Source organism: Phenylobacterium ferrooxidans (genome assembly GCF_042714595.1).
GTDB classification, from domain to species: Bacteria; Pseudomonadota; Alphaproteobacteria; order Caulobacterales; family Caulobacteraceae; genus Phenylobacterium; species Phenylobacterium ferrooxidans.
In genome coordinates, this window is sequence record NZ_JAOTJD010000069.1 from 1 (window position 1) to 13,163 (window position 13,163).

Sequence of the window (13,163 nt, forward strand, 5' to 3'; positions counted from 1 at the left end):
AGACCCGGGACCCAGGGGGATTGAATGCGGCCCCTGGGTCCCGGCTCTCCGCTTCGCTGCGGCCGGGATGACGTTTGAATTTTAGCGCTTCGCGCGGTCCCCCTCCCCCGTGAACGGGGGAGGAAAGGTGGGCCTTGGCCTAAACCCGCTCCGCGCCCGGCGCATCATTGGTGTTGGCCGGCCAGTGTTCCTTCTGGCTGGCGCCGGCGCCTGAGTCGGTGTGCAGGACCGCCTCGTCGATGGCGCTCCGTTCGGTGTGGACGTGGGTCGGGTCGACGGTGTCATCGTCCACGGCGTAGATCTCGAACTTGTCGGGATAGAAGGCCAGCCGCCCGCGGATCTGCTCCATGGCCGGGAAAGGCTCCTCATAGGTCCAGACGCCGTTCTCCGCGAACTGGCCGTCCATCAGCACCGTGTAGTAGGCCGCGTCGCCCTTGTAGGGGCAGTGGGTCGAGCGGTCGGTGCGGGAGAAGTACTCCATCGAGACATCCTCGCGCGGGAAGTAGATGGCCGGCTTGTAGGCGGCTTCCTTCAGCACCACGGCGTCGCCCGAGTCGGCGATCACGTGGCCGGCGAACTGCACCCGCCAGCGGCCGCCGCCGGGGCTGATGGTGATGGGATGGTCGGGACCGGGGATTTTCATGGGAAGCGCCTCCTTGCGCGGACTGAACGCCTGAGATGGCGGGCGGGGTCCAGCGTCACCATGCGGGGGTGGCCGCTTGCTTGTGCTGGCGACTTGACCGTGATCTTCTCGCGCCAAACCAGCCCGGCGGGGGTGAAACAACCCCGATGCATGCCGGCCTCCCAGGGATCGGAAGACCGTCTTCATGTTGAACCTCGTTGTCATGCTCGGGATCGTCGTCACGATTGTGACCGGCCTCCCCGTGCTCCTCCAGATGCTCAAGCACCACCCGCGTGGGCTGATCATCCTGTTCTTCGCCGAGATGTGGGAGCGCTTCTCCTACTACGGGATGCGCGCCATCCTGATCTTCTACCTCACCCAGCACCTGCTGTTCGACCAGGCCACGGCCTCGGCGCAGTACGGCTCCTATACCGCGCTGGTCTATCTTCTGCCCCTGCTGGGCGGCCTGCTGGCCGACCGCTATCTGGGCACCCGCAAGGCCGTGGCCTTCGGCGCCCTGCTGCTGGTGGCCGGTCACGGGATGATGGCCTATGAGGGCCGCCCCGCCACCCAGAACCTGGTCTATGCGGGCCAGAGCTACGAGGTGGCCGCCACCGGCCGCGTCGACGCCCGCCAGGTCCACCTGAACGTCGGCGGCAAGCCCTATGAGTTCGGTCCCGCCGAGGGTGGCGGCCTGGAGATCAAGGGCCTGGGCGAGGCCGGCCCGCTGCCGCAGGTCCTGCCCAAGGACAGCTTCAAGATGGAGACCACCCAGGACCAGAGCGGCGTGAACGCCTTCTACCTGGCCGTCTCCCTGATCATCATGGGGGTGGGCTTCCTCAAGCCCAACATCTCCACCATCGTCGGACAGCTCTATCCGCAGGGCGATCCGCGGCGGGATTCGGGCTTCACCCTCTACTATTACGGCATCAACCTGGGGGCCTTCTGGGCCTCGATCCTGTGCGGCCTGCTGGGCCAGACGGTGGGCTGGTGGGCGGGCTTCGGCCTGGCCGGGGTCGGCATGGCCCTGGGCTTCATCGTCTTCGTCCTGGGCAAGAAGCACCTGGACGGCAAGGGCGAGCCGCCGAACCCCGAGCTGCTGGCGCGCCCGCTCCTCGGGCCCATCAACCGCGAATGGCTGATCTATATCGCCGCCATTCTTGGTGTCGGGTTAGTCTGGCTGCTGGTTCCCCACAGCGACATGGTGGATACGGCTCTGATCGTCTCGACCCTGGCCTCCATTGCCGTGATCGCTGCGGTCATCGTGATGGGCTGCAAGACCTGGGTGGAGCGTCAGCGGATGATGCTGGCGGTGATCCTGATCTTCGGAGCGGTGGTGTTCTTCACCCTGTTTGAACAGGCCGGTAGTTCTCTCAACCTCTTCGCCTCCACCAATGTGGACATGACCATCACCTCCCAGGCGGTGACCTTCCTGGGGATTCCGGTCGGGACGCCGGACCAGATCCGCGCCATCGGCCTAGATCCCGCCAGCGTCTTCTTCATCGATTCCTCGATCGGGGCGGCCCAGACTCAGTCGTTCAACGCCGCCTTCATCCTGATCTTCGCTCCTGTCTTCGCCGCGCTGTGGGCCTATCTGGCCCGGCGCAATCTCGACCTGAACCCGACGATGAAGTTCGGCCTGGGTCTGGTCCAGGTGGGTCTCGGCTTCCTGGTGGTGGTCTGGGGCGCCGGCTTGGCGGACTCCGCCTTCCGGGTGCCGCTGATGCTGCTGGGCTTCCTCTACCTGCTGCACACCACCGGCGAGCTCTTCCTGTCGCCCGTGGGCCTGTCGGAGATCACCAAGCTGTCGCTGCCCTCGGTGGCCAGTTTCATGATGGCGGTCTGGTTCCTGTCCTCGTCCATCGCGGCGAAGGTCGGCGGCAAGATCGCCGGCCTGATGGGCACCGAGAGCATCGGCGGTCAGGTGCTCGATCCCCAGGCGGCCCTGGCGGCTTCCCTGAACGGCTTCACGACCCTGGGCTGGGCCGGCGTCGGCTGCGGCGTGTTCTTCGTGCTGATCAGCTTCCTGGTCCGCGGCTGGGCCCACGGCGAGGAAGTCTCGGCCAAGCCGGAGTAAGAGAGCGTTTTCCTCCCCTGCGTCGCGGGGGAGGAAAAGCCTCGGTCACCCGAAGCTCTTCCTGACCCGGACGTAGAAGACGCGGCCGACCTGGATGTCGCGGTCGTCGATGGCGGTCGGCGGGTTGGCGCCGCGGGGGCCGGAATAGAGCTGGCGGGTGTGGCGGAAGCCGCGCGCCGTCGCGTTCTGGATCTCCGCCCGGACCAGCAGGTCAGGCCTGGGCTTCCACTCGGCGAACAGGGTGACATAGGTCTTCAGCTTGTCGGTGGAGATCTGGTCGAAGCGGTAATAGGTCTCACGCCAGGCGCCGAAGGCGTCGACCCCCCAGGTCGCCCGCCATTGCGGCAGGTCCTGGGAGAAGTGCGCCTCCCAGTCGAGGGGACGCAGCCCCGAAATCTCGCGCTTGGCGCCCGTGGTGGGGTCGGTGACCTCCGAGCGGCGCCAGGTGGAGTCGCCGCGGAGCTGGGCGCCCGGAATGAAGCGGTCCAGCGGCAGGGTCAGGGTGACCTGCAACTCGTCCTTGGTCCCGTCGCCGATATTGCTGGGGGCGTCGAAGGCGCCGGACGGCCCGAAGACCGGGGCGCGGTCGATGGCGTCGGTGAGCGCGAAGTGGCGCAGGGTCAGGACCGCGGCGCCCTTGGTCCAGAAGCGCTGCTCGATCGCCGCCTCGCTCACCCAGGCCTGTTCCGGGACCAGGTCCGGATTGCCGGCGGTGATGACGCCGGTGCCGAGCGACGACGTGGCCACGAAGTCGTCGAAGTCCAGCTGGCCCACCACCCGCTCGAAGCGCAGCCGCACCTGGGTGTTGGCGCTCGGGGCCCAGGTCGCCGCCACCCGGGGCTTGGTATAGTAGAGGGTCTTCTCCAGGCTGACGTCGCCGTCCGAGGAGATGGCCGAGCCCTCCTCGCGAACACTGCCCTCGACGGTCCAGGTCCTGGTGGGCCGCCAGACGGCCTTCACGAAGATCTCGCCGCGCTTCTCCTCCACCGTGACGTTGGAGGCGGGCAGGGGGATGGCCACCCCGTCCTGGGAAAAGGCGGTCTTGCTCTCCAGCTTGTTCAGAGCCGCCTCGGCGCCGGCTTCCCACGAGAGCGTCTCGGATTGGCGGAACTTGAACACGCCCCGGCCGATGGTCTCGCTGATGTCCTTGCCCAGCTTGAAGTCGAAGTCGGTGGGGGTCGAGCGGAACCGCGAGCCGTAGGAATAGTCCTCGGTCTGGTGGAGCAGCAGGAGCTCCAGATTGGTGCGGGCGCCCAGCTCACGCTTGAAGTTGGCGCCGACCTCTGTCTGGAAACGGTCCTGCCTGTCGTTGGAGGACTCCAGGCCCGTGACCGGGAATTTCAGCCAGTTGAGCTCGTTGTAGCGATAGTTGTCGTCGAAGATGCGGCCGTTGACCCGCAGCTTGCCGCCGAAGGCCGGCGTCTCGTAGGCGCCTGAGCCGATCCACTGGTGGACCGCGCCGTGGCTGTCGATGTCGGAGCGCTCCACCACCACGCCGGCGGGGTTGAGCACCAGGTGCGGGCCCTCGCCGGCGCCGTCGTCGATGCCCTCGCCGTAGCGCAGGCTGCCTTCCCAGGCGCCCGGGCCGGTCGGGCCCGAGCCCTCGACCCGGACGCCGAACTTGTAGCGGCCGTCGTAGCCCAGGGCCTGGCCGACCTGGACGAGGCCCTGCAGCTTGCCGCCCTTCACCTTGACCACATTGGCCAGGATGGACTTGCCCTGCATGTCGACGCCCGGCGCGCCGCCGCGGATCAGCTGGATATGGTCCACCTGGCCGGCCGGGATGCGGCGCAGGATGTCGTCGAGGGTGTCGGTCTTGGAGGTGGGCCGGCCGCCGTCGATCAGGACGTTGCCGGCGGCGCCCTCGAAGCCGCGCACGTTGTCGCCGGTATCCAGGGTGAAGCCCGGCAGGCGGCCGACCATGTCATAGGCGGTGACCGGCCGCTGCTCGGCGAAGAAGGCCTGCGGATAGCTGATGACGCCCTGGGCGCTGGACGTGGCGGCGGCGGTCTGCGCCAGGGCGGCCGGCGCGGCGCTGGCGAGCAGGGCGGCGAGGGTGAAGATACGTAGCATGTGACGGTTCCCCAGTGTGTCCGCAGGTGGCCTGCGACCCGGAGCTGGCGCCAATTAAATGCCCGTAAGGTGGATTAAATCGCGGAAAGGTTTGCGGAAATCGGGATTCTAGAAGGTCTTCCGCACGCGGACATAGAGGCCGCGGCCGAACTGGATGTCGCGATCGTCGATGTGTTTGACCGCCGCGGTGTTGCGCGGCCCGGCATAGGCCGTGGTGGTGTGACGGAAGCCGCGCTCGGTGAAATTGTTGAGCTCGGCGCGGACGTTCAGGTCGGGCCGGGGCTTCCACTCGGCGAACAGCACCATCCAGGTCTTGAGCTTGTCGGTGTAGATGGCGTTGTACTTGTAGGAGGTCTCGCGCCAGGCGCTGAAGACGTCGAACCCCCAGTTCATCTTCCATTGCGGCAGGTCGTGGGTGAAGTGGGCCTCCCACTCCAGGGGCCGCAGGCCGGAGATCTCGCGCTTCTCGCCCGTCGTGGGATCGGTGACCTCCGAGCGGCGCCAGGTGGACTCGCCGCGCAGCTGGGCGCCCTTGAGAACGCGGTCCAGGGGCAGGGTGGCGTTGAGGATCAGCTCGTCCTTGGTCCCGTCGCCGATATTGCTGGGGGCGTCGAACACCAGGGCGCCGGAGAAGATCGGGGCGCGGTCGATGACGTCGGTGAGTTTGGAGTGGCGCAGGGTCAGCACCACGGCGCCCTTGGTCCAGAACCGCTGCTCGAAGGCGAGCTCGCTCACCCAGGCCTGCTCCGGCGTCAGGGCCGGGTTGCCCACCGCCAGGCCGCCGCTGTTGGGGGAGGAATCGGCCACGAAGTCGTCGAAGTCCAGCTGGCCCACGACGCGCTCGTAGCGGAAGCGGACCTGGGTCCTGTCGCTGGGTGCCCAGCTGCCCGCCACGCGAGGCTTGAGGAAGTAGAGGGTCTTTTCGAGGGTGACGTCGCCCTCCGAGGTGAGGGCCGAGCCCTCGTAGCGCAGGCCGCCCTCGAGGGTCAGGGTAGGCAAGGGCTTCCACACCGACTTGCCGAACACCTCGCCCCGGGTCTCGGTCACCTTCACGTCGGCCGCGGGCAGGATGTCGGGGACGCCGTTGCTCAGCTGGTCGGTCTCGCTCTCCAGGACGTTGAGGGCGGCCTCGGCCCCGACCTCGAAGGACAGGCGCTCGCTCTGGCGGTGCTTCAGCACGCCGCGGCCGATGCTCTCGTTGGTCTTCTGGTCCAGGAAGAAGTCAGAGCCGCCCCCCGCCGAGCGGAACGGCGAGACGATGTCGGCGCCGGTGAGCTTCTGCAGCCCCACCAGTTCCAGGTTCATGCGGGCGCCCAGGGCGCGCTCGTAGCGGGCGCCCAGCTCGGTCTCGTAGACGTCCTCGCTGTAGTTCACCGATTCCAGGGCCGGCGCCGGGAAGGTGATCCAGTCGAGCTGGTTGAACTCGTACCAATCCCAGAAGCCGCGGGCGTTGATCTTCAGCTTGCCGCCCGCCAGGGGTGTCTCATAGGCCCCGGTCGCCACCCACTGGTAGCCGCGGCCATGGCTGTCGATGTCCGACACGATCAGCGGCGTCCCGCCGGGGGCCAGCCGCACGTGGCGGCCGGGGCCGGAGCCGTCGTCGATCCCCTGGCCGTAGCGCAGGCCGCCTTCCCAGGAGCCTGGCCCGGCCTGGCCGGAGGCCTCCAGACGAATGCCCGAGCTGTTGCGACCGTCGTCGATGACGTGGTTGTTGGCCAGCGCGATCAGGCCCTGGAAGCCCGCCCCCTTCACCTTGACCACATTGGCCAGGATCGACTTGCCCTGCATGTCGATCCCCGGCGCGCCGCCGCGGATCAGCTCGACGTGGTCCACCTGGGCGGCGGGGATGCGGCGCAGGATCTCCTCGATGTCGTCGGTCTTGGAGGTGGGCCGAGCCCCGTCGATCAGCACGTTGCCGGCCGCGCCCTCGAAGCCGCGGACATCGTCGCCGCCGTCGATCGAGAAGCCGGGCAGGCGCTGAACCATGTCGAGCGCCGTGGAGGGCCGCTGCTCGGCGAAATAGGCGGGGGGATAGCTGATCACGCCCTGGGTGGCGGGCTGGGCCATGGCGATGGCCGGAACAGCGGCGGCCAGAACGGCGGCCAGGCTCAAGGCAGGTATCATGTGACGGTTCCCCAGTGCCGGCGCAGGTGAGCTGCGCCCAGGGAGCCACGCCAATTAAATGCCCGTAACCTGGATTAAATCGAGGAAAGGTTGGTGGGGCCTGACGGACTACGCCTGTAATTTGGAGAATTTACAACCGTAGTTCTTGTGTCAACCGGCGTTATGTGAATTCGCCGTCATGTTAGGCGGCGCTAGGTCGTGTACTCATAAAGTGGTCGCGGCGGCGTGTCCGCGTGGCTAGGCGCGGCGCGCACGTGGCAAGCGGACCTTCCGAGCGTCGGGGATGGGTGGGGAGCAGATGTTCTAGCCAACCTCGGGCAGCAGCCGCAAAGAGACTGACCTCCACGCCCCATTGCTCCCGCAATTCCTCGACTTCCCGCAGGCTCAGGGTGAACCGGAAATACAGCCACACCGCATGCTGGATGACATTGGGCGGAAACCGATGCCGCTTGTAGGAAATCGGTCTCACCGCAGCCTCCGCTCCATCCACCAAGCCCATAGTGGAGACGGTTTAGCGTTTGCCTGACAGCACCCCTTAATGGCCTTCTTCGTCGAGTCGACGAGTCTTCCGAGGAGACGACAGATGAGACTGTTATTTGCAACTGCGGCAGTTCTGGCGCTGGCGGCATCCGCGCCCTCGGCCGAGGTTGCCCAGATCAAGGGTTCGGCTGAGGGAGGGGAGCACTGGACCTATTCCGACCAGGCGCATTGGGGTGGCGAGTGTCCGGTAGGACCGGGCCAGTCGCCAGTGGCGCTGACTGCGGCGGCGGCGATGGACCTGCCGGATATCGTCACCGCATACGCGGCCGGGCCGGGGGTATTTCTCAACAATGGCCACACCCTGCAATTCACGCCTGGAACGCCCGGCCGGACCACAATCGGGACGGACATCTACGACCTGGCGCAGTTCCATTTCCATTCGCGCAGCGAGCATACGTTGAACGGAAAGGCCTATCCGGCGGAGATCCATTTCGTGAACCGCAATGCCGACGGGGCCCTGGCCGTAGTCGGGGTGCTGGTCAACGAGGGCGCCCCCAATCCGGCGCTGGCGGCCCTGCTGGCGGCCCTGCCATCGCGGGTCGGCGAGGCGGGCGTGACCCGTCCGGGCATCGACCCTGTCCTGCTGCTGCCAGCGGACCGACGCTATTTCGCCTACTCCGGTTCGCTGACGACACCGCCCTGCAGCGAGGGCGTGCGCTGGAATGTTCTGTCGACGCCGATCACGGCCTCAGCGGAACAGATCGCGGCCTTGTCAGCGGCGCTGGGCCCATCCAACCGCATGGTTCAGCCGCTGCACGGCAGGTCTGTCCTCTTCGGCGAATAGGCCTGCCTGTCGGTGTCAGTACCTCCGCAATTGTCGGGCCGAGGTCCACCAGACGTGGGCGGCCGCGACAGGACTGACATCTGTGGACGGCCCCTGATCTGCAAGAGTTAGTTTGGGTTTGAGGGGTGGATCTGCGGGGTGCGGACATCTGTTCGGCCGGTTTTGTCAGGTTGACAGCAACCAGCCGCAAAGCCCCCTAAGGTTCGGGAGCAGAGACAGGCTAGCGGGCCGGAACCGGACCTTGAAGCCACTGTCACAAAGCAGCCCGTCTGAGCGCATAAAAAGGGTGGTGGGCGGATGTTGGGCGGTCTCACTCGCGTCGTCGTCACCAAGGATGTTCGACGCCCTCCCAAGTCCAAAAGCGGCCTGTTTGCGCCAAGGTTAAGCGGTCAATCAGCGTCACAAGCCCCGACGCACTCTCTTCGACCGTGATATCCGCTTGGGGGCCGCCCATGTCTGTTTTGACCCAACCTGGATGCACAGGACAGACAACGATCCCCTCGGCCTCCAACTCCAATGCCATCACCTGCATGACCTTGTTGGCCGCCGCTTTGGAGCTGCGGTAGGCATATGACCCTGTGCTTCTCTGATTGAGCGAACCCATCTGGCTCGTGAGCGTGATGACCTTAGCTTCGTCAGCGGCCCGTAAGTTGTCGAGCAGCGCAGTTGTCACGAGGAACGGGGCGATCGTATTGATGTCAAAGGCATGCCGCCACGCCTCATAGTCCATGTCATCTAAATTCTGCCGATCGCCACCGAGCACCCCGGCGCTGTTGATGAGTATGTCAACAGGTGTCCCTGCGAGAGCATCCTGGAAAGCGCCCACTGACAAAGGCGAACCTACATCAACGACTCTATACTGGATGAGGGATGACATCGCGCTCGCGCCAATGACCGCTGGCAGGGCTCGCACGCCCGCGATCACTCTGTCGCCGCGTTCGGCGTACAGCCGACACATTTCCCGTCCGATTCCGCGGCTGGCGCCTATGATGACTACAGTCCTCGGCACAGGCCGCTCCATCGTTAATCAGGCTGTTGTTGCTGTTGCGGTTTGCAGAACCGCCCGCACCTTTAACGATAGCCGGGGAGGCTTAGCGTACAATTAGGTCACAATGTCCGCCATGGGCCCAGGCTGTGCAAAAACGGCGAAGCAGCTTAGAATCGAGCATCGACGCAGCAGCCTGCCTTTGCGAAATCAGCCGAAAGCAGACCTCGACATCCGGTTCCGAGAAGCGCCGACGCCAACGGGGTTCATTCCTGCGCCGGTCAGGCCAAAAGCGATAATAGCCCCTCCGAGCGGGAATGCGTCGCAAAGGGCGCCTGCGAGAAGGAAGGCGGCAAGCTCACCGCGGGCAACTGATGTGCCGATAGGACCCCCTTCCGTCGGCCAAAAAAATATTGCGAAATGCGCCGAGGCCCTGGAAGGTCATCAGCGAGACGGCCCGATGACAGCTCCAATGTGAGAACGCTATGACCCGCCCCTCCACCGCCCTCCTCGCCACCGCGCTCAGCGCCACCCTCGCCCTGCTGGCGGTCCCCACCACCGCCTCGGCGGCGGGCGATAAGGAGAAGTGCTACGGCATCGCCAAGGCCGGGCAGAACGATTGCGCCGACTCCGCTGGGGTTCATTCCTGCGCCGGTCAGGCCAAGAAGGACAAAGACCCCAACGAATGGAAATACGTGGCCAAGGGCACCTGCGAGAAGGAAGGTGGCAAGACCACCCCGCCGTCAAAGAAATGATGGCTCGAATACAGGGGCCGGGCAGGCCGACCAGCAGCAAGTAGGGCCGTGCTGACGCGCCTGCCGCCCCGCGCCGGCGTCTCGTTCAAGCCGCAGCATTTCGGCGCCATCAATGCGGCGCCTCAGGCGATCGGCTTCTTCGAGGTGCACGCGGAGAACTACATGGGCGCGGGCGGGCCGCCGCACGCCATGCTGTCGAGGCTGCGGGAAGACTACCCGCTCTCACTGCACGGGGTCGCCCTGTCGATCGGCGGCGCTGAGGCCCTGGACGACGACCACCTGCAGCGGCTGGCGGCGCTCTGCGCGCGCTATGATCCGCAGAGCGTTTCCGAGCACCTGGCCTGGTCGCGCCACGGTGGCGAGTTCCTCGCTGACCTGCTGCCCCTGGCCTATACCGCCGAGACCCTGGCGCGGGTCTGCGAGCATGTGGACCGCACCCAGGCGGTGCTGGGCCGCGCGATCCTGCTGGAGAATCCCTCCCTCTATCTGAGCTTTGAAGACAGCGCCCTGGAGGAACCCGACTTCCTGGCCGAGGTGGCGCGCCGCACCGGTTGCGGCCTGTTGCTGGACGTCAACAACGTCTTCGTCTCCTCGGTGAACCTGGGGTTCGATCCGGCGCGGTACCTTGCGGCCCTGCCCCTGGAGGCGGTGGGGGAAATCCATCTGGCCGGCCACACGCGCCGGGACGACGGGGTGCTGATCGACAGCCATGGCGCGGCGGTGAGCGCGGCGGTGTGGGGGCTCTATGCGGGCGTCATCGCCCAGGCCGGGCCCATCGCCACCCTGATCGAATGGGACAACGATGTGCCCGCCTGGCCCGAGCTGCTGGCGGAGGCGGCCAAGGCCGAGGCGATCCTGACGCCCCTGCGGTCGCACGCGGCGTGAACCTGGCGCGGCAAGAGGCGTTTTGCGCCGCCCTGCATGGGGCGGGGTCCCTGGCCGGAACGCCGGAGCCGCGGCTGGACATCCACCGCAATAACCGCATGGCCTCGCTGGCGGCCGCCCTGGCCATCGGCTTTCCCGCCACCCTAAGCATCGTGGGGGAGGAGTATTTCCACGCCATGGCGCGGGAGTTTATCCAGGCCAGCCCGCCGCGCGAGCCCGTCCTGCTAGCCTATGGGGACGGGCTGCCTGACTTTATCGCCGCCTTCCCGCCGGCCGCCGACATCCCCTATCTCGCCGATGTGGCGCGGATCGAAGCTGCGGTGACGCGGGCCTATCACGCCCAGGACCTCCTGCCGCTCGGAGCGGACGAGCTGCAATGGCTGAACGGCGAGGGCGCGCTGGATGTGCGCCTGCGCCTGCACGCCGCGGTCTTCGTCCTGCGCTCGCCCTTTCCCGCCGCCACCCTGTGGGAGCACAACCTGGCCGCCGACTGGGTCCCGGTGGAGGACTGGCGCGCCGAGGATGTGGTGGTCTGTCGCCCGCAGATGGACGTCCTGGTGCGCGTCCTGCCGCCGGGGGCCGCGGATTTCCTGCAGGCGCTCATGGACGGCCACAGCCTCGGCGACGCCGCCGCCCGGGTTGAAAGCGACGATTTCGATCTGCCGGCGGCCCTGGCCTTCGCCTTCGCCCAGGGGCTGGCGCGGCCGGGCGTGGACACCGGCCCCGGGGCGGGCGAAGCTGACGTGTTTGGGGGCGCGATCTGATGATGACATTGCCGGGAAGACGGGGCGTCGTCGCGCGCGCGCGGGTGGCCGCCATCCTCGGGCTCAGCGGCCTGCTGGCCGGTTGCGCCTCGGCCCGGCTCGACCACGCCATGGCCCTGGTGGGCGATCCGGCCGGGCCCCAGGGCTTCGAGGCCGTGCGCCGTGATCCGCTCAACGCTCGCGCCCACATGTGGACCGCCCAGGGGCTGCTGGAGCACCCCGGAGCCACCTCCGGCGACATCGAACTGGCCAAGAGCGGCTTCCGCACCGCGTCGCGCCTGGCCCCGGACCTGTGGGAGCCCCTGGTGGGCCTGGCCGCAGCCCACTACCGGCTGGGGGAGTATGACGAGGCCCTGGGGGACCTGGCGGCCGCCGCCGATCGCCGTGGCAAGGTGGGGGATCTGGCCCTGCCCCTGGCCCTGACCGCCTATCGCGCGCAGCGGCCCGAACTGGCCCGTCAGGCCTATGCCGGCGCGGTGTCGGCCGGGCAGCGGAGCCCCTTCCTCGACCGCGCCTTTTCCGGGGCGGCCAACTGGCGGCCCGCGCCGCCCGCCCCGCCGCCGCCCGCCCCGGCCGCGGGCGCCGACAGCGACCAGAACGTCGTGATCGAGGCCTATATCATCCGCGACGCGCGCACCGCCGCGCTGGACAGCGGCATCAGCCTGCTGGACAGCCTGTCGATCAATTTCGGCGGCTCCCTGGTCAATTACAGCTATGGCGACTCCGGCTCCAGCACGACGGGCAATGTGGCGGTGACCCTGTCGGGGGTCACCTATTCCCTCAACCTGGCGACCCGCGACGTGGGCCGCGTGTCCCTGGAGGCCAGCCCCCTGGTGCTGGCGCGCCTGGGCAAGACCTCCAAATTCCTCGAGGGCGGCTCTGTGCTGATCGTACCCCACGGCGACGATCAGGACCCCATCGAGCGCGAGGTGGGGATCAGCATTAACGTCACCCCCAACGCCATCGGCCGCGACCATGCCGATCTGACCGTGGTGCTCGAATATTCCAAGATCAGCGCCCAGAGCGTGGTCGAAAGCGGCCGCGGCGCCAGCCTGCTCAATACCGAGAAGACCCATATCGAGGTCCCGGTCCGCGAGCCCTATGACAAGACGGTGCTGATCGGCTCTCTGGGCGCGCTAACCCGCAGCACGGAAGCCAAGCGCTCGCTGGTGGCGGTTCCCCTGCCGGGAACCTCGGCCAAGGCCGCCGCCTCCACGGTGCGCAATGTCCTGGCGCTGATCTCGGTCCGCCGCCCCGACGACGCCGGGGCGCCCGCCCCCGACGAGGCGGCCCTGGCCCTTAGCCTGTTCGGCGCCCCGCTTGGCGGCTCGGCCGGCAGCTATGGCGAGCGGCCCTCGGATACGCCTGATCCAGGTCTCGCCGTAGTCCTCGCAAAACTTATGCGCTAAACGTTTAGCGTTAATCGTGGGTCTGGCCAGGGCTTCCCTGAATTGGACCCCGTGATGGTCCGCTTTGGGTCCAGGCTGTGTAAAAACGGCGAAGCAGCTTAGAATCTAGCATCGACGCAGCAGCCTTGGGGCCGTCGATGAAGCG

The 13,163-nt window shown here is 67.2% G+C and carries 10 protein-coding genes and 2 pseudogenes; 7 read left to right on the forward strand and 5 right to left on the reverse strand.

Features of this window, described 5'->3' with window-relative positions; genetic code table 11:
* Positions 1–139: 139 nt before the first annotated feature.
* Positions 140–643, reverse strand: a complete 504-nt coding sequence (locus tag OCL97_RS21930) for a DUF427 domain-containing protein (RefSeq protein WP_377371823.1) — start codon at positions 641–643, stop codon at positions 140–142.
* Positions 644–830: 187 nt separating this feature from the next.
* Here OCL97_RS21930 and OCL97_RS21935 point away from each other — a divergent pair, with 187 nt between their 5' ends.
* Positions 831–2,699, forward strand: coding sequence for a peptide MFS transporter (locus OCL97_RS21935; protein ID WP_377371831.1), 1,869 nt, complete (start codon positions 831–833; stop codon positions 2,697–2,699).
* Positions 2,700–2,744: 45 nt separating this feature from the next.
* Here the strand turns inward: OCL97_RS21935 and OCL97_RS21940 are convergent, their stop codons facing one another.
* The 3 genes and pseudogenes from OCL97_RS21940 to OCL97_RS22660 all read right to left on the reverse strand — a co-directional run.
* The gene (locus OCL97_RS21940; RefSeq protein ID WP_377371824.1) at positions 2,745–4,772 is read right to left on the reverse strand and encodes a TonB-dependent receptor plug domain-containing protein; all 2,028 of its coding nucleotides are present in this window, start codon (positions 4,770–4,772) and stop codon (positions 2,745–2,747) included.
* A 108-nt stretch (positions 4,773–4,880) separates the two neighbouring features.
* Positions 4,881–6,896, reverse strand: a complete 2,016-nt coding sequence (locus OCL97_RS21945; protein ID WP_377371825.1) for a TonB-dependent receptor plug domain-containing protein — start codon at positions 6,894–6,896, stop codon at positions 4,881–4,883.
* A gap of 334 nt (positions 6,897–7,230) precedes the next feature.
* Positions 7,231–7,365, reverse strand: a pseudogene (locus tag OCL97_RS22660) (IS6 family transposase); the annotation flags it as partial.
* A 114-nt stretch (positions 7,366–7,479) separates the two neighbouring features.
* On the opposite strand from OCL97_RS22660, the gene OCL97_RS21950 reads away from it, so the two are divergent.
* Positions 7,480–8,220 carry a carbonic anhydrase gene (locus OCL97_RS21950; protein ID WP_377371826.1) on the forward strand — a complete coding sequence of 247 codons (741 nt, stop codon included), beginning with the start codon at positions 7,480–7,482 and terminating at the stop codon, positions 8,218–8,220.
* Positions 8,221–8,545: 325 nt separating this feature from the next.
* Here OCL97_RS21950 and OCL97_RS21955 read toward each other — a convergent pair whose 3' ends face one another.
* Complete coding sequence (locus OCL97_RS21955; protein ID WP_377371827.1) at positions 8,546–9,241, reverse strand: SDR family oxidoreductase; 696 nt, start codon at positions 9,239–9,241, stop codon at positions 8,546–8,548.
* 228 nt (positions 9,242–9,469) lie between these two features.
* On the opposite strand from OCL97_RS21955, the pseudogene bufA1 reads away from it, so the two are divergent.
* The 5 genes and pseudogenes from bufA1 to OCL97_RS21980 form a co-directional block, all read left to right on the forward strand.
* Positions 9,470–9,580: pseudogene (gene bufA1, locus OCL97_RS21960) on the forward strand (BufA1 family periplasmic bufferin-type metallophore); the annotation flags it as partial.
* 110 nt (positions 9,581–9,690) lie between these two features.
* The gene (locus tag OCL97_RS21965; RefSeq protein WP_377371828.1) at positions 9,691–9,960 is read left to right on the forward strand and encodes a BufA1 family periplasmic bufferin-type metallophore; all 270 of its coding nucleotides are present in this window, start codon (positions 9,691–9,693) and stop codon (positions 9,958–9,960) included.
* A 60-nt stretch (positions 9,961–10,020) separates the two neighbouring features.
* Complete coding sequence (gene bufB / locus OCL97_RS21970; RefSeq protein WP_377371832.1) at positions 10,021–10,845, forward strand: MNIO family bufferin maturase; 825 nt, start codon at positions 10,021–10,023, stop codon at positions 10,843–10,845.
* Positions 10,842–11,609, forward strand: coding sequence for an HvfC/BufC family peptide modification chaperone (locus OCL97_RS21975; RefSeq protein ID WP_377371829.1), 768 nt, complete (start codon positions 10,842–10,844; stop codon positions 11,607–11,609). The genes bufB and OCL97_RS21975 overlap by 4 nt, the downstream gene beginning before the upstream one ends.
* Positions 11,609–13,018, forward strand: coding sequence for a hypothetical protein (locus OCL97_RS21980; protein WP_377371830.1), 1,410 nt, complete (start codon positions 11,609–11,611; stop codon positions 13,016–13,018). Before OCL97_RS21975 ends, OCL97_RS21980 begins: the two co-directional genes overlap by 1 nt.
* Positions 13,019–13,163: the final 145 nt, after the last annotated feature.